Source organism: Amycolatopsis sp. CA-128772, from assembly GCF_002904295.1.
In the GTDB taxonomy this organism is placed as follows: domain Bacteria; phylum Actinomycetota; class Actinomycetes; order Mycobacteriales; family Pseudonocardiaceae; genus Amycolatopsis.
Map to the genome: position 1 here is coordinate 175,056 of NZ_PPHG01000097.1, position 17,632 is coordinate 192,687.

The 17,632-nt window shown below is 67.9% G+C and carries 20 protein-coding genes and 1 pseudogene; 17 read left to right on the forward strand and 4 right to left on the reverse strand.

The features are described from left to right. Positions 1–23: 23 nt before the first annotated feature. From C2L59_RS50535 to C2L59_RS47660, 3 genes and pseudogenes are all read right to left on the reverse strand, one after another. Positions 24–344 (reverse strand): annotated as a pseudogene (locus C2L59_RS50535) (winged helix-turn-helix transcriptional regulator); the annotation flags it as partial. A gap of 328 nt (positions 345–672) precedes the next feature. Then, the gene (locus C2L59_RS44590; RefSeq protein ID WP_158263153.1) at positions 673–1,365 is read right to left on the reverse strand and encodes an A24 family peptidase; all 693 of its coding nucleotides are present in this window, start codon (positions 1,363–1,365) and stop codon (positions 673–675) included. Positions 1,366–1,599: 234 nt separating this feature from the next. Next, positions 1,600–1,761, reverse strand: coding sequence for a hypothetical protein (locus C2L59_RS47660; RefSeq protein ID WP_158263154.1), 162 nt, complete (start codon positions 1,759–1,761; stop codon positions 1,600–1,602). Positions 1,762–1,895: 134 nt separating this feature from the next. Here C2L59_RS47660 and C2L59_RS44600 point away from each other — a divergent pair, with 134 nt between their 5' ends. From C2L59_RS44600 to C2L59_RS44640, 9 genes are all read left to right on the forward strand, one after another. After that, on the forward strand, positions 1,896–2,849 hold the full coding sequence (locus C2L59_RS44600; RefSeq protein ID WP_233224031.1) for a hypothetical protein: 954 nt from the start codon (positions 1,896–1,898) through the stop codon (positions 2,847–2,849). A 96-nt stretch (positions 2,850–2,945) separates the two neighbouring features. Continuing rightward, positions 2,946–3,644 carry a flagellar biosynthesis protein FlgA gene (locus C2L59_RS44605; protein ID WP_103355625.1) on the forward strand — a complete coding sequence of 233 codons (699 nt, stop codon included), beginning with the start codon at positions 2,946–2,948 and terminating at the stop codon, positions 3,642–3,644. Further along, a complete protein-coding gene (locus C2L59_RS44610) occupies positions 3,644–4,486 on the forward strand; it encodes a chromosome partitioning protein (protein ID WP_103355626.1) in 843 nt (280 codons plus the stop codon). Before C2L59_RS44605 ends, C2L59_RS44610 begins: the two co-directional genes overlap by 1 nt. Further along, a complete protein-coding gene (locus C2L59_RS44615) occupies positions 4,483–5,898 on the forward strand; it encodes a CpaF family protein (protein ID WP_103355627.1) in 1,416 nt (471 codons plus the stop codon). The genes C2L59_RS44610 and C2L59_RS44615 overlap by 4 nt, the downstream gene beginning before the upstream one ends. After that, the gene (locus tag C2L59_RS44620; protein WP_103355731.1) at positions 5,895–6,794 is read left to right on the forward strand and encodes a type II secretion system F family protein; all 900 of its coding nucleotides are present in this window, start codon (positions 5,895–5,897) and stop codon (positions 6,792–6,794) included. Before C2L59_RS44615 ends, C2L59_RS44620 begins: the two co-directional genes overlap by 4 nt. Beyond that, positions 6,791–7,684 (forward strand): type II secretion system F family protein, encoded by an 894-nt coding sequence (locus C2L59_RS44625; RefSeq protein ID WP_103355628.1) that lies wholly within the window; start codon positions 6,791–6,793, stop codon positions 7,682–7,684. Before C2L59_RS44620 ends, C2L59_RS44625 begins: the two co-directional genes overlap by 4 nt. 22 nt (positions 7,685–7,706) lie before the next feature. Further along, a complete protein-coding gene (locus C2L59_RS44630) occupies positions 7,707–7,907 on the forward strand; it encodes a hypothetical protein (RefSeq protein WP_233224032.1) in 201 nt (66 codons plus the stop codon). 13 nt (positions 7,908–7,920) lie between these two features. Next, positions 7,921–8,343 carry a TadE/TadG family type IV pilus assembly protein gene (locus C2L59_RS44635; RefSeq protein ID WP_103355630.1) on the forward strand — a complete coding sequence of 141 codons (423 nt, stop codon included), beginning with the start codon at positions 7,921–7,923 and terminating at the stop codon, positions 8,341–8,343. Further along, positions 8,340–8,798: a TadE/TadG family type IV pilus assembly protein gene (locus tag C2L59_RS44640; protein WP_103355631.1), complete on the forward strand. Its 459-nt coding sequence runs from the start codon at positions 8,340–8,342 to the stop codon at positions 8,796–8,798. Before C2L59_RS44635 ends, C2L59_RS44640 begins: the two co-directional genes overlap by 4 nt. 349 nt (positions 8,799–9,147) lie before the next feature. Here the strand turns inward: C2L59_RS44640 and C2L59_RS47280 are convergent, their stop codons facing one another. Beyond that, positions 9,148–9,666: a hypothetical protein gene (locus C2L59_RS47280; protein WP_146060522.1), complete on the reverse strand. Its 519-nt coding sequence runs from the start codon at positions 9,664–9,666 to the stop codon at positions 9,148–9,150. 195 nt (positions 9,667–9,861) lie between these two features. Here C2L59_RS47280 and C2L59_RS44645 point away from each other — a divergent pair, with 195 nt between their 5' ends. The 8 genes from C2L59_RS44645 (at position 9,862) to C2L59_RS44680 (ending at position 17,370) form a co-directional block, all read left to right on the forward strand. Continuing rightward, complete coding sequence (locus C2L59_RS44645) at positions 9,862–10,314, forward strand: pilus assembly protein TadG-related protein (protein WP_233224034.1); 453 nt, start codon at positions 9,862–9,864, stop codon at positions 10,312–10,314. A gap of 12 nt (positions 10,315–10,326) precedes the next feature. Then, entirely contained in the window at positions 10,327–10,719 is a 393-nt protein-coding gene (locus C2L59_RS44650; protein ID WP_103355632.1) for a hypothetical protein, read from the forward strand. Continuing rightward, complete coding sequence (locus C2L59_RS44655; protein ID WP_103355633.1) at positions 10,716–13,367, forward strand: hypothetical protein; 2,652 nt, start codon at positions 10,716–10,718, stop codon at positions 13,365–13,367. Before C2L59_RS44650 ends, C2L59_RS44655 begins: the two co-directional genes overlap by 4 nt. A gap of 518 nt (positions 13,368–13,885) precedes the next feature. After that, positions 13,886–14,101 (forward strand): hypothetical protein, encoded by a 216-nt coding sequence (locus tag C2L59_RS44660; protein WP_103355634.1) that lies wholly within the window; start codon positions 13,886–13,888, stop codon positions 14,099–14,101. A gap of 168 nt (positions 14,102–14,269) precedes the next feature. After that, on the forward strand, positions 14,270–15,241 hold the full coding sequence (locus C2L59_RS44665) for a hypothetical protein (RefSeq protein ID WP_199199735.1): 972 nt from the start codon (positions 14,270–14,272) through the stop codon (positions 15,239–15,241). 393 nt (positions 15,242–15,634) lie between these two features. After that, positions 15,635–15,988, forward strand: coding sequence for a hypothetical protein (locus C2L59_RS44670; protein ID WP_103355635.1), 354 nt, complete (start codon positions 15,635–15,637; stop codon positions 15,986–15,988). Between the two features lie 182 nt (positions 15,989–16,170). Then, positions 16,171–17,016, forward strand: a complete 846-nt coding sequence (locus C2L59_RS44675; protein ID WP_146060523.1) for an N-6 DNA methylase — start codon at positions 16,171–16,173, stop codon at positions 17,014–17,016. 45 nt (positions 17,017–17,061) lie between these two features. Next, the gene (locus C2L59_RS44680) at positions 17,062–17,370 is read left to right on the forward strand and encodes an ArsR family transcriptional regulator (protein ID WP_146060524.1); all 309 of its coding nucleotides are present in this window, start codon (positions 17,062–17,064) and stop codon (positions 17,368–17,370) included. Positions 17,371–17,632 lie beyond the last annotated feature (262 nt).

Below are 17,632 nucleotides of genomic sequence, written 5' to 3' on the forward strand. Positions count from 1 at the left end.
GTGTCTGGTCGCGACGCTTGCGACCACGTGGCCAAGGGACGCAACGCGCGCAGAAGCGCACGGCCGTCGGGTGACAGCTTGTACCAGACATTGGAGAAGGCGCTGCCTTCCGCGCGTCGTTCGACGAGCCCGTCCTGCTCGAGCCGCCGGAGGGTGTCGGTCAGCGTGCGAGCCGTCAGCGGCTTCGAATGCGACGTCCAGCCGGAGCGTTCCTCGGCTTCATTCACCTCGTTCCGCAGCTTGGTGAATTCCAGCTCGCCGAGCGCCAAGGTCGCGAGGACGGCGACGGTCCAGTCACCGCGCAGCAGGGCAAGTACCTCGTGCACGCTCTGCCGGTATGGCATGTCCCAGTCATCCACATCAGGAGACCTATCACGAAGTGCCTCCCGGCTTGCCCCAGTCGAGTCCTTGACGTCCTATCGACCGGACACCTTCGTCCGAACGAGTGAAGATCTGCCGACTGAGTCCAGACTCACCCGTCGACTTACCTTGCACTCAGCCGAGGTCAGGCCGCTAAACCGGAAGTCACCCGGGCTCCGGCGCCTGGGAACGGAAGAGGAATCGAAGAGGACGGTGGCCGGCCGTGTCTGGCGAGAAGGCCGGCCGGTCACCGAGATTCACAAGGGGAGGGAAGCTGCAATGACGTCTTGCTCGCTTGAGCCGATCAGTCGGCTACCCGTTCGCGAGGAGCATGGCCGCCAGCGTGCCGGCGATCAGGAATGGCCCCATCGGGATCACGGTCCGACGCCGAGCGAAACGCATGATCGCCACCGCGATTGCGGCGGCCAGCCAGGGCAGCAGACTGCCGAGAGCAAGCGTTTGCCAGCCGAACCACGCAAGCGCCGCCCCGAGAGGAACGGCCAGCTTCACGTCGCCGCCGCCGAGTTGGCCGGGCGCCACGAAGTACACGGCGAGGAAGAACGCGGCGGTCACGGCCGCGCCGGCGACGGCGCGAGCCAGCGAACCGGCCTCGCGGTTGACGACGGCGGTCGTGACGATCGCGGCGCCGACCGAACCGGCGAGTCCGAGAACAAGCAGGTTCGGCAGGCGACGCTGTCGGGCATCGACAAAGGCGAGCGGCACGCCGAACGCCGCCACGCTCGCGGAAACCGCGAACTGCGCCACGTCGGGAACGCGCCAGGCGAGAGCGCCGACGAGTGCGGCCGCGATCACCAGCTGCGCCGCGACCTGCCGGCGGGGAGTACGGAACACGAGCGCACCGCCGATCACGACCGCGATGGCGGCCGTGATGCCGGTCAGGATGGACAGGGGTAGCGGAATGATGTCGACTCCGTCAGGTGCGGTTCGTCCATCATGGACGAAGGTGTCAACCCACGCGATCTTGCTGAGCTTCGCCGCGCTCACGCTCAGCGCGTGCTCCAGCGGCGGTTCTTCAGCACCGTCAGCCTCTGCGTCGAACCCGCCGGTGACCAGCTCGACCTCGGTTCCGCAGCCGACTCCCGCGCCCCAGCTGGCGACCGATGCCTACGTCGGCATGTGGCGGGCGATGGCAAAGGCCGGCGAGACGGCGGACTGGCAATCACCTGAAGTGGCGAAGTACGCGACCGGTGACGCGCTCGGCGTGATCAACCGCAGCCTCTACACCGACCACCTCAACGGCGTGGCGTCGAAGGGAGCGCCGGTGACGAGCCCGAAGGTCACCGAGGAGAAGCCGCCGAGCAAGCCCACGACGATCATGATCTCCGACTGCGGGGACAGCACGAACTGGTTGAAGTACAAGAAGGACGGTTCGCCTTTCACCGACTCGCCGGGCGGGCACCGCGCGATTACCGCGGAGTCAAGAAGCAGGCGGACGGCTCGTGGAAGGTCACCAGGTTCGCGGTCGAGGGGGTGGGCACATGCTGAACCGTGCGGCGCCCGCGGTCGTGCTGGCGGTGGCCATCGTGGTGATCGGCGCCGCGCCCGCGCTCGCCGACGGCTACGGCTACACCGACTGCAGCCAGTACCCGAATCCCGGCTGTGAACTCGGAGCGGGCAAGGGCGGGCAGCAGGGTGGCGACCACGGCAACCAGCCGAACAAGCCCGGAGGCCCAGGGCATCACAACTCCGGCGGCGGACCTTCGGATCCCGGCGGCGACACGATCATTGGCGGCGGCAACCTGGCCCAGTGCGGCTACGAGCGCAGCGGATACGAGGGGCCGCCACCTGGAAGCGCTCAGCCGGTAGCGTTCCATGTCCCGCCGAGGATTGGACCGGCCACGGCGGTGCCCGCTGCCTATCGGCGACTGGCGGGCGCACAGCCGCCGTCCGGCGCCTGGTACGTCTACAAGTGCATTGGGGCCGGCTTCCGGGACACCCTGTACCGGCCACCCGTCTGGATCGCGGACGGTGAACCCGGTCCGGCGCCGCAGCCATCGCCCGCTGAGCTCGCCGCGCAGGCGCGGAACCAGCTGCGTCTGCCCGCACCGAAGATCAAGGCGAATCCGGCTGGCGACCAGCTGGTCACCCTGCCGACCTGGTTGTGGCTGGACCGGAGCAGTTGGGGAGACGTCTCGGCCACCGCGTCGGTGCCGGGGGTCTCGGTGACCGCGGTCGCCAAGCCGACCTCGGTGACCTGGTCTATGGGCGAAGGTGGCTCGGTGACCTGCACCGGCCCCGGCTCGCCGTTTCCCGGAGGCGGTGATCCGAAGGGCGCGTCGCCGGACTGCGGCTACACGTACAAGACGTCGTCGGCCGGCCAGCGCTCGGACGCGTTCCCGGTGACCGCCACGGTGAACTGGACCGTGACGTGGTCGGGCGCAGGCACGGGCGGCGCGTTCCCGAACATGACGACCTCCGCCTCGGCGGCGTTCCGTGTGGCGGAGAGCCAGGGAATCGCCACCGGCTGAGATCCGGCACGCACAACACAACCCCCCGTTGAGAAAGGCACGTCGAACACCCGAGTCGACGCGTCGCGATGGCGTCATGCCTTGAGGAGGTCGGTGGTGACAACTACCGCAAGTTCAACCAGCACGGACGCGAAACCCGCGTCGCTGAACTCGTGGGCGAGCCGTGATGGCAAGACGCCCGCACGCCTGAGTGGCGGGGGCCGGCGCCGCAGCGTGCCCCACCTGCTGCTCGGTGTCCTGCTGGTCGCCGTTTGCTCTGCCGGAGGCGTGTTCGCCGGGATGCAGCTCGGCGACCGCGAAAGCGTCGTCGCGCTGGCTCGTGCCGTTGCCGTGGGCCAGCTTCTCGAGGTTCAGGATCTCAAGCAGGTCAGCATGGCGGTGGACTCTGGAATGGACGTGCTGCCCGCGTCGGCAGCGTCCACTGTGGTCGGCCAGCCGGTGGCATTCAGCCTGCCCGTCGGCTCGTTGGTGACGCGCTCGGTCCTTGGCGTTCCCCAGATTCCTGCGCCCGGCAAGGGTGTCGCGGCGGTGGGGCTGAAGCCGGGACAGTTTCCGCCCGACCTGGCGCCCGGGACTACGGTGGCCGTCCTCGCGACGCCGGGGCAAAGCCCAGCTGTCGGGACGTCGGTCGGCCAGACGTCGTCATGGACCGCGGTGGTGGCCGCCGTCGCTGCTCGGGAGACCGAGCAGATCACCGTGGTCTCCTTGCAGTTGGCCGAATCGGACGCTCGCGCGTTGGCTTCGGCCCCGGCGGGCCAGCTCAGCCTCGTGGCGATTGCCGGGGGAGGACGCTGATGCTGATCGCCGTTTGCTCCCTCAAAGGCTCGCCCGGTGCGACCACCCTGGCGACCGCACTCGGAGCCTGCTGGCCGACCCAGCAGAGTCCGATCGTCGTCGAAACCGACCCGGCCGGCGGCGACCTGATGGCCCGCTTCCGGCTGCCCGACACACCGGGCCTGGTCAGCTTGGCCGCAGCCGCCCGCGGCCGTGGATGTGCCGGCCCGAGCCTGCTCGTCCAGCATTCCCAGCCTCTGCCGGGCGGCTTGCGGGTCGTGCCTGGCCCGGTCGGCGCTGAACAAGCTCGTGCAGCGCTCGCGGTGCTGGCCTCCGGAGTCTCGTCGCCGCTGCGTCGCGCGGCCGACCAGCCGGACACCGTGGTCATCGCCGACTGCGGCCGGGTCGATCCCGGTTCTCCCGCGCTGCCGATCATCCGCGGTGCGGACGCGATGCTGCTGCTTGCACGCCCGCACGACGACGAGCTCGCGCATGTCTCGCTCAAACTGCAAGCCGCCCAGCAGTGGTCACGCCGACCGTGCCTCGTCCTGGTGGGCGACGGCTACCCGACTGCGGAGGTCTCGCAGACGCTGCAGATCCCGGTGATGGGCCGGGTGCCTGCCGACACCAAGGGCGCGGCGATGTTCAGCGGCCAGGGCACGAGCCGGCGAGGGGCGGACAAGTCGGCGCTTGGTCGGGCCGCGGCAGCGATCGCGCTGAACCTCCACTCGCACGGACGCCAGCCGATCCTCACCGAGGGAAGCCGGCCACCGCACCTGCGGCTGGCGGTTGTCAGCGAGTCGATCCCAGGCGTAACCCCGCAGCAGGTCGGCCCGCACATCCGGAACGGTGCGACGCCATGACGCGCCCCGACCTGGCCGTGCCGGTCAACGGCCGCCCGCACGTGCCTGGGCCGACAGACCTTCCGCACCGGCCCGCCGGTGAGACCGCGGCGGTGGAACGGCTGCGGCAGCACCTGCGCGACGAGCTGTCCAGCCAGCTCAGCCACCGCGTCCGAGCCGACGAGTCCGCCGGCCGGCCACCGTTGGACGCACCGGCACGCCGTCGCCTGGCCGAGGCCATCCTGACCAACGCGGCCGAAGCGCACGCACAGGCCGAGCTGCGCAACTCCGCGGCTGGCGGGATGCTCGTGGCCGCCGAGGTCGAGCAGCGCGTGATCCGCCAGGTCCTCGACGAGGTCTTCGGCCTGGCCGGCCTGGAACCGCTGCTCGCCGACACCGATGTCGAGAACATCAACATCAACGGCGACCGCGTCTTCGTCAAGCGCGCTGACGGCGGTCGCAAGCGTTTGCCTCCGGTGGTCGGCTCCGACACCGAGCTGATCGAGCTCATCCGAGACCTGGCGACCCGTTCCGGTGTGGAGGAGCGACGCTTCGACCGCGGCAGCCCGATCGTGAACTTCCAGCTGCCTGGCGGCGAGCGCGTCTCGGCGGTTATGGCGGTGACCGCGCGGCCGTCGGTGTCGATCCGCCGGCACCGGTTCACGAAGGTCACCTTGGCCGACCTGCGCAAGAACGGGACGATTGACCTCGCCCTCGAGAGCTTCCTGAAAGCCCTCGTGAAGGCGAAGCGCAACATCCTCGTCACCGGCGGCACGGCGATCGGCAAGACGACCATGCTGCGCGGCCTGGCCTCGGCGATCCCGCCGTGGGAGCGCCTGGTGACCATCGAGGACGTCTTCGAGCTCGGCCTCGGCGAGGACGCCGAGGTCCACCCGGATGTGGTGGCGCTGCAGGCCCGCGAACCGAACATCGAGGGCCAGGGCGAGATCTCGCTGTCGGACCTCGTGTGGCAGTCCCTGCGGATGAGCCCGGACCGGGTCATCGTCGGGGAAGTCCGCGGCCCCGAGGTCATCCCGCTGACCAACGCGATGTCCATGGGCAACGACGGCAGCATGGGCACCCTGCACTCCTCCAGCAGCCAGGGCGCGTTCACCAAGCTCGCCGCCTACGCGGTGCAGGGGCCCGAGCGGCTGCCGATGGAGGCCACCAACCTCCTGGTCGCCGCCGCGCTGCATTCCGTGGTTCACCTGGAAAAGCCCCGCGACGACCCCAGCAAGCGTGTTGTCTCCTCGATCCGCGAAGTCGTCGGTGCCGACGGCGCCCAGATCATCAGCAATGAGGTCTGGCGGCCCGGCCCAGACCTGCGGGCGGTGCCCGGCGCGCCGCTGCGCACCGACACCGTCGACCTGCTCGTCGAAGCGGGCTATGACCCGGACCTGTTCGAGCGGCGCGAAGGCTGGTGGACGCCATGACCATCGTCTTGCTGGGCGTGCTCGGAGGCGGTGTCGCCGTCGGGGCCCTGCTCATGGTCGCCGGCCTGCGCGGTCGGCCCGCGCGTGTGGTGACGTCGTCGCGGCTGAGCACCTGGCTGGCCGCACGGCACGACCGCAAGCAGGTCGGCCTGCTCGTCGCGGCCGTGCTCGTCGGCCTGGCGGTCGGTGTGGTCACCGGCTGGGTGGTCGGCGGGATCCTGACCGTGGTCGCGGTGGTCGGCCTGCCGCGGATCCTCGGCTCGAACGTCGACCACCAGCGTCAGCTCGAACGCATCGAGGCGATCGCCGGGTGGACGGAGATGCTGCGTGACACCCTCGTCGCCGCGGCTGGCTTGGAACAGGCCATCCTCGCCACCGCCGCGGCCTGCCCGGAGGCGGTCCGCGAGGAGATCACCGAGCTGGCCGTCCGGCTGGAACGCGGCGAACGCCTCGCGCCCTCCCTGCGGCACCTTGCCGACCAGTTTCGCGATCCGACCGCCGATCTGGTGATCTCCGCGCTCGTGCTGGCCGCCGAGCACCAGGCCCGGCAGCTGGCCGACCTGCTCGGCGAACTCGCCGGCGAGGCACGCGAGCAGGCGTCCATGCGCATGCGGGTTGAGGCCGGCCGTGCTCGCACCCGGACCAGCGTGCGGGTCGTCGTGATCACCACGTTGGTCTTCGCGGTTGGGCTGGTGCTGCTCAACCGTGGCTACCTCGCCCCCTACGACTCCGCGTTCGGGCAGATCATGCTGCTGCTCGTCGGCCTGCTGTTGGCGGTCGCCTTCACCTGGCTCGGCCGGATCGTGCGCCAGCGTGACCCCGAGAGGTTCCTGACCGAGCTGAGCGCGATCCGGCAGCACGATGACCTGCTCACCGGGAAGGGAGCGTCATCATGATCGAGGCGTTGCTCTGGGGAGCCGGGCTCGGCGTCGGTTTGTGGGCGCTCGTGGTCTACGTGTTCCCGCCGCGGCCGCCGCTGCGGGCCCTGGTCGACCGGCTGCACGCGGCGCCAGCGCCGCCGCCGATCCTCACCGCGGAATCCGACGGTTGGGCGCTGCGGGTGGGCCGCCCGTTCGTCAAGCCGCTGGCTGCCCTCGGGTTGCCCAACAGCGAGCTACGCAACGACCTCGCGGTCACCGGTAAGGGCATCGAGCACCATCTGGCCGAGAAGGCGTCGCTGGCGCTGGCCGGGGTGCTGTTGCCGACCCTGATGCAGGTGCTGCTCGTCGTGGCCGACATCGGCCTCTCCTGGGGAGCTCCCGCGATCGCCGGGCTGCTCTTCGGGCTCGGCGGATTCCTTCTCCCGGACATCCGCGTTCGAAAGGAGGCCGAGCGGCGCCGTTCCACCTTCCGGCACGCGTTGTCGGCCTACCTGAACCTCATCCGGGTTCTGCTGGCCGGCGGCGCCGGTGTCGACGGCGCGCTGTCGGATGCGGTCGGGATCGGCAAGGGCTGGGCGTTCCAGCAGCTTCGTCGCGCGCTGGTCACCGCCAAGCTGACCCGCACCACGCCGTGGGCCACCCTCGGTCAGCTTGGTGGCGAACTCGACGTGCACCAGCTCGCCGAGCTCGCCGCGTCGGTCAGCCTCGCGGGTACCGAAGGCGCCCGGGTCCGCGCGAGCCTCGCGGCCAAGGCGGCGGCATTGCGTACTCGCGAACTCACCGACGCCGAAGGCGATGCCCAAGCAGCCACCGAACGGATGAGCCTACCCGTGGTGATGCTGTTCATCGGCTTCCTCGTCTTCATCGGGTTCCCCGCCCTTGCCAGCGTGCTGGCTGACTTGTGAGTCCACTTCAGACCGTCGTACCTTGAAGGAGAAGCTGATGCTGAACGAAGTTCAGATTCTGATCGCCCGCGTCCGTGCCGAGCTGGAACAGCTCCGTCATGACGAAGGCGGCTACTCAACCGAAGCCGTCGTGGTGACCGCTGCCTTGGTCCTCCTGGCGATTGCCGTGGTCGCAATCATCGTCGCCAAGGTGACCGAGAAGGCCAATGGCATCACCCTTTAGGCCGGCGACCACGATGCCTCGAAACGTCCTGCGCCGACTTCGCACGGATGAGCGCGGCGCCGGCACGGCCGAACTCGTCATCGCCACCCCGCTGTTGTTGCTGCTGGTTCTGCTCATCGCTCAATTCGCGCTGTACATGCACGCCGCCCACATTGCTCAAGCCGCTGCGTCCCAGGCACTGTCCGCGGCACGAATCTCTGGCGGCAGCTCAACCACGGGCGACACCGAGGGACAACGAGTCCTCACACAACTGGGCAACGGACCGTTGCGGGAGACCTCAGTGGACGTCCAGCGTGGAGCTGCCCAAGTATCCGTGACGGTCACAGGAACCGTGACCAGTCTGATCCCGTTCACCGCCCTCGCGGTCCACGCAGAAGCCGTTGGGCCAGTGGAGAAATTCACCCCGCCGAGCGGAGCCGGGGCGGTGACACCATGACCGCGGCCCGCAGCCTCCTTGCGCTACGGCGGGACGACCGGGGGTCTGCCGCGGCCGAGCTAACCCTCCTGACCCCGGTGCTGATCCTGCTCTTGCTGTTCGTCGTCTTCTGCGGCCGGCTGGCCGATACCAAGCTGCGGGTCAACGACGTCGCCCACCAGGCCGCCCGCGCTGCCACTCTGGCCCGCAGTCCATCGCAAGCCACCGCCAACGCCCAGGCCACCGCCAGCGCGGCCTTGCGCTCGGCCGGGATCGCATGCCAGTCGCTGTCGGTGTCTGCCGAAACCCAGGGGCTCAAACCTGGGGCCACGGTGACCGTCACCGTGACGTGCAGCGTCGGACTCGGCGACCTGACCTCGCTCGGTGTGCCCGGCAGCCGGACGTTCGAGTCCACCTTCTCCTCGCCGGTCGACGTCTGGCGCGGTGTCTCGGAGTCGGGTCATGAGCTGCGGTAGGCGCGCTGCGCTACCGCGGTGGACAGGGTGGCGCAGGTGGTCGCAGACGCGACGCGACTGGTGGCGGCCTGTTGATAAGCAGGCGACCACGCCCGTATCTGTGCTTGCAACCGACATCCTCGCGCTGACGCGAGAGGCCCTCGACGGCGCCCTCGCGCTCGTGACCAAGCTGAAGATCGGCGGGCAAACCAATGCCGACCTTCACGTGCTGCCTTCTGAAGCTGGCGCGGACGCCCAGTGCTACCTCGCCGCCCTCGGCGCATTGGGTGCCTTCACGATCATCCGTGACACACTAAGTCTGATGATCGCCGTCTTCGAGCAAACGCGGAAGACACCGTGTGGAGGGAATCTATTGGTCGCTGGGCGGCCAAAGGTTGGACAATTCCAACTCTTGGCGGGCGCTTATAAGGAATTTGAGCTGGGCTTGCCACATCTTGTCGAAGAATTCTGTTGGAATATCCTGTTCGGTCTTTGTGGCTCGTGCGGCAGCTATTCGTCGAGCGGAATCGACGAGTTCCTTGGCGACGTCAGCTGTTTCGCGGCGCGCCGATACAAGTCGGACGGCCATAATCGTTGCTTCGAGCTTCTCTCGGTAAGGTCGACCGACTTCATCGAAGTAGGGCATCATCTCGTCAGGCTTCCGCGGATGCGGGGAAGCAGAGATGTTGGCATTAGAGTCGAGTGCAAATGCGACGTACTGACGGTATGCGGAGACGAAATCATTGTAGGTCGACAGTCGAATATCGCGCCACTGGCGAGCGTGGTCTCGCTGCCACAATATTTTCTGGTTGCGAGTGGTCAACCATCCGCCCAGCATGACACCCAACAATGTAACTACCGCCGTGGTAGCGCTCGCCACGAAGTTCACAGCCACCGTCCTTGTCGGATCGCCCACTTGGTCTTGAGGACGTTCTGGCAGTCAACAACTATCAGGGGTCACGGATCTACGCGCAATCGAGTGAATCCGCCCCGACAAGTCATTGTGTGCGATCTCGACTTCCGCGATCAGAGAAGACGCGGCTGTTCGGGTAACCGCGTCGCAGGTATTGGCGGGAGGTGTGCAATGGGATTGAGCATGGCGCTGCGCCGCTGGGTGCATCGCCTGCGCAAAGACGAAGGCGGTCGGGTGACGGCCTTCGTTGTCACCATCGTGCTCGCGGCCCTCCTCTTCGCCGGCCTCGTACTCGATGGCGGGCTGGCACTGGCCGCCAAGGTCCGCGCCATCGGCGAAGCGCAGGAGGCCGCACGGGCCGGCGCCCAGGAGATCGATCTGGCTGCGTACCGCGCCGACGGCTCGCTGCGCCTGGTCCCGCAACGTGCGGGCGCCGCGGCTCGGAGCTACCTCGCCGCCGCGGGGCACACCGGCAGTGTGACGGTCACCGGAAACAAGGTCGCCGTAACCGTCACCATCGACCAGCCCACCCAGCTGCTCGGGCTCGTCAGCATCGCCTCGATCACCGTAACCGGAGCCGGACAAGCTGAACCACAGCGCGGAATCTCCGGCGTACTTCCATGAGAGGACACGAAAATGGTTACTACCGAAGAGATCGAACGCCGCATCGAGGAAGCTGACGCAGCCCGCAGCGCGAAGAGGACCGAGGCCGCGCGGCGCCTCGGCGAGCTCGTTCAGCAGCGGACTGAACTGGCCGAGAAGCTCAGCGAGATCGACCGGAAGCTCGGGGACGTCCTCGTCGGAGCGAGCGACGTCATCGGCATCGACGAGCTGGCCAAGTTCACCGATGTCCCGGCTGCCGACCTCGCCCAGTGGCGCGACGGCCGCAAGACGACCCGGGCCAGGCGCAAGCGGCAGACCGCGAGCACGCCTGCTCCAAAGATCAGTCCGAGCGCGCCACCGACGCTCGCCGGACCGCGGACGTCGGCCGCCGATGCGTCCACCCGGGCTCCCGTACCAGTGCCGTGACCGTGCCGGCCCTTTTTCGCCGGCCGCGGGTGTTCGTCGCAGCACTCCGGTGCGCCCGCGGACTGCTCGCGTCCGGCGCCCTGCTCGGCCTCGTGGTTGGCCTGCCCTGGGCTCTGGTGCACTTCGTGGGCTGGCCGCTGCCCGAGCAGCTGCCGACCTGGGACGAGATCCAGGCGACCCTGCTCAACCCGATGAGCGTCCGCTTCTTGCTGGACACCTTGGCGGTGGTCTGCTGGATCGTCTGGTTCTTCTTCGTTCTGGATGTCCTTCGCTGCTCCGTCGACGCGGTGCGCGGTATGACGTGGCCGAGTCGCCGTCCCGGCCCAATGCGCGGGGTCGCCGCGGTCCTCGTCGGGACCATCGTGCTCACCCTCCTCGGCAGCCGAAGCTCGTACTCCGCGCCACTTGCGGGCACCGCGGCGCTCACCGTCGGCCTCCGGCCGGTCACCGTCGTCACATCCCCGGACCCAGGTCCGGCACCACAGGCGACCAGCGTGGTTATCGATCCCGCTGCGCCTGCTCCGGCCGGCATGGTCCAGGTCACCGAGGAAGTCCGACTCCCACACGACGGGGTCTACGACAGCCTGTGGCGCGTCGCCGAGCGCCTCTACGGTGCCGGTGGCGGCAGCCGTTGGCCCGAGCTCTTTCAGCTGAACCGCGGCGTGGAGCAGCCCGACGGACGTGCGCTGACGAACCCCAATCTCGTGCGGCCCGGCTGGAAGTTCACCGCGTGCATCCCGGCGCCCAACCAGGAGCACCCGCCAGTGCCGCCCCGACAACCACCCCCTCCCACGACCACGGCGCCCACCCAGCCCGCTCCGGACCCAACCGCGGCCGGGGAGCACCGCGAAGACCATCCCGACTCTGCCGTGGACCTGGTGACGGGCGTGTTCGTCAGCCTCGGCCTCGCCGGAGCGATTGCCGCGGCCGTGGCGTCGACCAGGACGTGGCGCCGGCGGCGCTATCGGATCGGAAGCGGCTACCGTGCTGACCTCCAGCGCCCGATCGCCCCCGTGGTCCGCGCCCTCTCCGCCGCGCACGACGACGGCGACCTGCGTCCTGCTGAAGTTGCGGAGCTCGTCGACCTGGCATCACCAGGGGAGCCGGAACCTAGCGGCAAGCTGGCCCAGGTACCCACGAAGATCGGCGTTCGAGAACGTCGCGAACTGGCCCTGAACCTCGCCAGCACCCGCGGGCTCGGCCTCGCCGGCGCAGGAGCGACCGCGGCCGCTCGCGCGCTGCTCCTGCACCTGCTTGCCGAGCAGCAACCTGGCAACGGTGTCGGCGTGATCGTGCCCGTTGACGACTTGCGTCTGGTTTTCGACGGCATCGCCGTTGAGGACCTGCCGACCAGCGTTCACGTCGTCGCGACGCTCGATGCCGCGCTCGACGAGATGGAGGCGGCACTGCTGACTCGTACTCGCCACGCGATCGAGGAGACCGGAGCTCGGCTCGCTGTACCTTCGCTCGTACTGCTCGCCAGGCCGACATCTCACGCTGATCGTCGCCTGCAAGCCGTCCTCGACAACGGCTCGACCCTCGGCCTGGCCGGCGTGCTCCTCGGCCAGTGGCGTTCCGGCGCGACTCTGCTCGTCCGCCACGACGGCACCGTCAGCGCGACCAGTCCCGGGATCGACGACGTTCTCACCGGTACGCGCCTGTTCAACGTTCCAGCCGCCGACGCCACCTCTCTCCTCGAAGTGCTTCGAGCTGCAGAGGGCGCCGCCGAACACGCTCGGGAACCGGTTCCCGAGCAGCGATCAACGGAGGTCGAGGCGAGCAGCTCGCTTAAGAAGGAGGAGCAGCACGCCGAGGGCAACCAGCCTGCAACCCGCGAGGAACCGCCGGTCGGCACCAAGCAGCCGCGGCTGTTCCTGCGTGTGCTGGGCCGAGTCCAACTCGCCGTACGGGATGAAGCAGGTGATCGCGAGCTGGGCGGTGCGTTCACGCCGAAGCAGCGTGAAGTGCTCGTCTTCCTCGCGCTGCATCCCCAGGGAGTCCGGCGCGAGGTCCTCAACGAGGCCGTCTGGCCCGACAGCCGTCCACCGCGGCCGTACAACTCGTTCCACAACACCCTCTCGACGTTGCGCCGCGCGCTCGCCGACGCCACCGACGGCCAGACGGGCCACCTCGTCCTCAACGAGGACGGTCGCTACCGGCTCAGCGACGAACACCTCGACGTCGACTTCTGGCAGCTGCAGCGCGTTCTGCAGGCGCAGCGCCCACCGGACGAGCACGGCAGTGCCGGCCTCCGCGACGCGGTCGAGCTGTACCGCGGCGACCTCGCCGAGGATCTGCTCGCCCAATGGATCGAACCCTTCCGGGAATCCGTCCGCCGAGACGTCTTGGACGCGCTCGGCGCGCTTGTCCGCGCCGACGGCGACATTTCCCCGGAGACCGCGCTGGTTCTGCTCGAACGAGCTCGCAAGTTCGACCAGTACAACGAAGGCGTCTACCGCGATATCATTCGTATGCAGGCACGGTTGGGCCAGTACGCGGCTATTCCGCGGACCGTCGCGCTTCTGAACACGACGCTCGCCGAGATCGACCAGCAGGTGAGCGTCGAGACTCTAAATCTCGCGGATTTCCTCCAGCGTCGAGGCAGCGCGCGGTGGAAGGATGCCGCCGGCAGCGCAGCAGCTAGTTGACCGGCGGAGGGTGCTACCTCCGCAAGGTCCTTGCGACGGTCTTCCCGCGGTGCCTGTTAGATCGGTAGCCCCGCCAGCATATGAAGCGCCAGGTCGGAACGCTTATGGTGCCTACCGATGTGACGCCCGACTCGGATGCCGGCAGGCATGTGAACAGTCGGTAGGGGCGCGCTGCCGACAGCTTCGTTGACGTGTTACCGAATTCATTCGAACAAATCCTTTCACTCATTTTCTTGTCTTCACCTCTCGCGCTCTATTTGTCTTGCTCTTTGGTTAATCTTGCCTTTTCCCGTCTATGTCTCGGCGGCGCGCTGACCTGCATGTTTGCTTCCATCTATTGGTCTCTTGGTCTTACTCGACGTGCCTGTGAGGAGCGCATAATTGTCGGGAAATAACCCGTTGAGGGCTTTGATTTCCTGTGGCTCAGGCCTAAAATGGATTGTAGGAGAGAACGGGAGGGCAACCCCAAACTCTCCGGTTCGCTAACCAACACCGCTCATCTGACTGAAGGCTCAGTGATGATCATGCTTGAGGCGTGCGTGTCCCAATTTTCCCTTACCGTCGACGCGGCGGACACCATTCAAGCCCTGGTGGGCAGCTCCGACCACCCTTGGGGCCGACGGCTCCACGATGCGCTGAAGTTCGCCATGTACGCGGAGTGCGCGTACGCCGTTGAGCCGAACGCGCGTATCGAACTCGCGGACTTCCGGCCGGACGCGCCCAAGTCGTCCTAGAGGCGGACGGCCGGTACGCGATCGGCGCCGACTTCGAGTGGGAGCGCGCCAAAAGCTGACAACTCGCGAACTACGAGAACCACGCACAGCCGTGGTGTTCCGGGTCGGCAACCCCGGCACACCACCGAACCACCAACACCGCACGACACCCGTCCGAAGGGATCTGTCATGACGCGCACACCCCGTCGACCGTCCAGGACCGCAACGAAGGCCCGGCGCACGGTTTCGCCCGAAGAACGCGCCGAGCGCCTCGAAGCTGCCCGCGAGCAGCTGCTGGAGGGCGTGGACAAGCTGATGACCGCGGACGGCTGGCAGCAGCTGATCACCTCACGCGCCTGGCTGCGCCGCTACAGCCTCAACAACCTGATCATGATCCTGCAGCAGTGCCCCGAAGCCACCGACGTTCGGCCGCTCTCAGAGTGGAAGCGCGAAGGCTACGGCTTCATGCGCAAGGGCACGCACAAGATCAAAATCTGGAAGCCGTGCTTCCGCAGGACGACCGAAGACGAGAACACCAAACCGACCGAAGGCGCCGAGACGGATCCGGACAAGGCGCCCGCGTTGTCGGGATTCATGCTCGTGCCGGTCGTCGACGTCTCCCAGCTGCAGGGGGATCCGCGGGCCGCGCAGCCGTCCCCGCCGGAACCGATCGCGCTGTGCGGCGACGCGCCACGTGGCCTGTGGGACGGGGTCGCCGCCCAGATCGGCGCATGTGGCTTCACGGTCGAGCGTGGAGACTGCGGCGGCGCCTTCGGCCGAACCGTCTTCTCCGAGCGACGCGTGACCGTGCGCGACGACGTCGAACCCGCGCAGGCCGCGAAGACGCTGACGCACGAGCTGGCGCACATCCTGTGCAACCACGAAACCCGTCTGGCCACCACGCCACGGCATATGCTGGAGGTCGAGGCCGAGTCGGTGGCGTGCGTCGTCGCCGCGGTCTGCGGCATGGACACGCTGGCGTACTCCGTGCCCTACGTCGCCGGTTGGGCGGCCGATCGCGAGACGGCACGCACTTCGGCGGAGTGCGTGCTCCGCGTTGCAGATCGGATCCTGGACCGGCTTGGCCACGCGGCAGCTTCACCCGTGGCGACGACTCTCGAGGATCTGGCTGCTTCGCACGGCGTTCCCGCGGTCGCGTGAATCGGCCGGGGCGCGCGATGACTCCTTCAATCCTGGGCTGCGCCGAGCTCTACGGCCGCCTTCGCTACGTCACCAACCAGGCCGGGGTGCAACGGCGAAGCCATCTGCCCGCTGGCACGTCAACCGCATCCGCCTTCGACGACCACGACCCGCTCGGCTTGCACGGCCACGTCCTGCACGGCCTAGGGGCCGACTCCCGAATATCTCGACGGCTTCACCGGAGCCTCGGCCGGCTATCCGGCGTTCGGATTCCGGCTCACCGAGAAGGCAGCTCGCCTGGCGCGGCTCTCGGAGGAGTTCGAAGCGTCCTGGACGTGGGGTGACGCCATCCGAGCCGCGGCCAGCCTGGCGCACCAGATCGACAACGCCGAGGACGACCAGACGCTCGGCGACATGGCCTTGCTGGCCGTGGCTCGCCACGTCGGGCGTCAGCACCCACCCGAAATGACGCCGTTGCCCGGCTGGTCGCCGCCCGGCACACCGCTATTCCTCGACGGATACCCGGCGACGCTGTTCGGTCACGTGGCCGCAGATCTGCGCGTGGACGCGGTCACCGCGACCTGCACGCGGGAGACCAAGGCGGTCACGCTGTTCCGCTCGCTCGGCTGGCGACTCACTCCGCGGGCCGAAGCCTCGGCCGACGCGGTGCAGCATTACGAAGCAAAAGGGCTTCGCTGGCCCGACGCTATTGCCGCGGCGGCAAAGACCGATGTGACGCATCTCGAGCGGCACAACTGGGACCGCTGAAATCCGATTCCGAATTTGTTAGTAGCGCCCGGCGGGTGAACACCTCCGGAGAGGCGCGGCAACCACCCGCCGGGCTCCAACACCGCACACCCCAGAAGGGTGCGCGAGCCTGCAGTCTAGCGCATGGCTCGTACCTGCGGTGTGATGCCGTGCCGTTCCTCTGATAGCTGGAGGGAACTCCCGTGTCTTCATCCCGTCGTGCAATTTTTATTCCTGTCGATACCGGGCAATTTGCATATAAGATCGCCACGGCGGTTGAGTCCGCTTGGCGCCTAACCTATGGAACCGGCCTGCTTGATATCCCGGTTTCAGTTGTTGCCACGCTTGCCGCCTTGCCGGAGAAAGATTCGTGCGGGCACAACGTCAGCGAATCGGTGCTCAGCTGGGACGCCGACACCTTCCACGACTTCGCCCGGCACACGTGGTCATCGGTCATCCGCCACCGCACCGAAATCACGCATCTTCTTCATCCGATGATCGCGTGGATCTTCGATGATCCTGACCGGGACGTGCGTGGCCACGCGCTGGCCGTCGCGCAGGCCGCGCTGCGTGCCGGGCAAACGCACCTCACCGGCACGGAACGGCGGTTCGACGTCGACCTGCTCGGCACCGTCCTGACGGTTCTTCGTCCCAAGTCGGCTCTCAAGGCTCGCGGTCAGTTCTACACGCCCGCGTCGGTGACAAAGCTCCTCGCCGGCATGTCCGACGTCCGGGAGTGCAGCAACGTGACGGACCCGATGATGGGAACCGCCGGCATGTTCCGCGCGGCGGCGGAGGTTATGCGCGAGCGGGGCCGAGACCCGCGCACGATCCGCTGGATCGGGTGCGACGTCGACTCGCTCGCCGTGGCCTGCGCCACCGTGAACAGCATGATCTGGAACCTCGGAACCGACATCGTGTTCCGCACGGGCAACACTCTCGAGCCGGGCTGGCCGGAGGTGGCGCTGGCGCAGCGGGAGGAACTCCGTCGACTGGGTCGTGACCTCGAGCGCGACCGGGTGGTGTTGTCCTTCCTGAGGTCGCTCTGAACGATGCTCGTTGAATCGTGATTCGCGAATCACTATAGTTCGCTCGTGGTTGAGACAGAGCGCGCTCCGGACCGTCGCGTGTCGGCTGCGGTGTTTGGAAACAAGCACCGCCTGGAGTTGCTGGTCGCGTTGGCCGAGGCAGGCGACGAAGGCGTGAACTTGTCGGAGCTGTCCGAGGTCCGGAACGCGCCTGCGAGCGTGTACTACGGGCCGATCCGAAGCCTGATGAGCGTGGGTTTGGTGGACCGGCTGGGCCGGGTAGCCGGGGACCGCCGATGTTGGTACCGGAGGCGCGAGAGCCGCTTTTGGGACTATGTTGGACCTCTTGCCCGGGACTTGGTGGAGGTGTCGTGAGCCGCGCAGGAGTCGCTGAAGCGGTCCGTGCCGCGATGACCGTTTCGCCGTTGACCGATGAGCTAGTGCGATGTCCGAGCGCTTCGGTCCGGATGTTCGGCGCTGCGGCAGGCGTGGCTTATCGGCCGGATGAGACGGAGCTCATACGGCGAACGACGGCTGGGCTCGGTCCGATTACGCACAGAGGCGTCCTGGACGCACTGTGGAGCTTGCCGACCGGTCTGCGGGTGGCAACCGCCGAGCTAAGCGAGCGAGAGCGGAA

Bases quoted from the DNA above. Each gene is read 5' to 3' on its own strand.
- C2L59_RS44610 (WP_103355626.1), top strand. From the start codon at position 3,644: ATGCTGATCGCCGTTTGCTCCCTCAAAGGCTCGCCCGGTGCGACCACC.
- C2L59_RS44615 (WP_103355627.1), top strand. From the start codon at position 4,483: ATGACGCGCCCCGACCTGGCCGTGCCGGTCAACGGCCGCCCGCACGTG.
- C2L59_RS44620 (WP_103355731.1), top strand. From the start codon at position 5,895: ATGACCATCGTCTTGCTGGGCGTGCTCGGAGGCGGTGTCGCCGTCGGG.
- C2L59_RS44625 (WP_103355628.1), top strand. From the start codon at position 6,791: ATGATCGAGGCGTTGCTCTGGGGAGCCGGGCTCGGCGTCGGTTTGTGG.
- C2L59_RS44635 (WP_103355630.1), top strand. From the start codon at position 7,921: ATGCCTCGAAACGTCCTGCGCCGACTTCGCACGGATGAGCGCGGCGCC.
- C2L59_RS44640 (WP_103355631.1), top strand. From the start codon at position 8,340: ATGACCGCGGCCCGCAGCCTCCTTGCGCTACGGCGGGACGACCGGGGG.
- C2L59_RS44645 (WP_233224034.1), top strand. From the start codon at position 9,862: ATGGGATTGAGCATGGCGCTGCGCCGCTGGGTGCATCGCCTGCGCAAA.
- C2L59_RS44650 (WP_103355632.1), top strand. From the start codon at position 10,327: ATGGTTACTACCGAAGAGATCGAACGCCGCATCGAGGAAGCTGACGCA.
- C2L59_RS44660 (WP_103355634.1), top strand. From the start codon at position 13,886: ATGATCATGCTTGAGGCGTGCGTGTCCCAATTTTCCCTTACCGTCGAC.
- C2L59_RS44665 (WP_199199735.1), top strand. From the start codon at position 14,270: ATGACGCGCACACCCCGTCGACCGTCCAGGACCGCAACGAAGGCCCGG.
- C2L59_RS44670 (WP_103355635.1), top strand. From the start codon at position 15,635: ATGGCCTTGCTGGCCGTGGCTCGCCACGTCGGGCGTCAGCACCCACCC.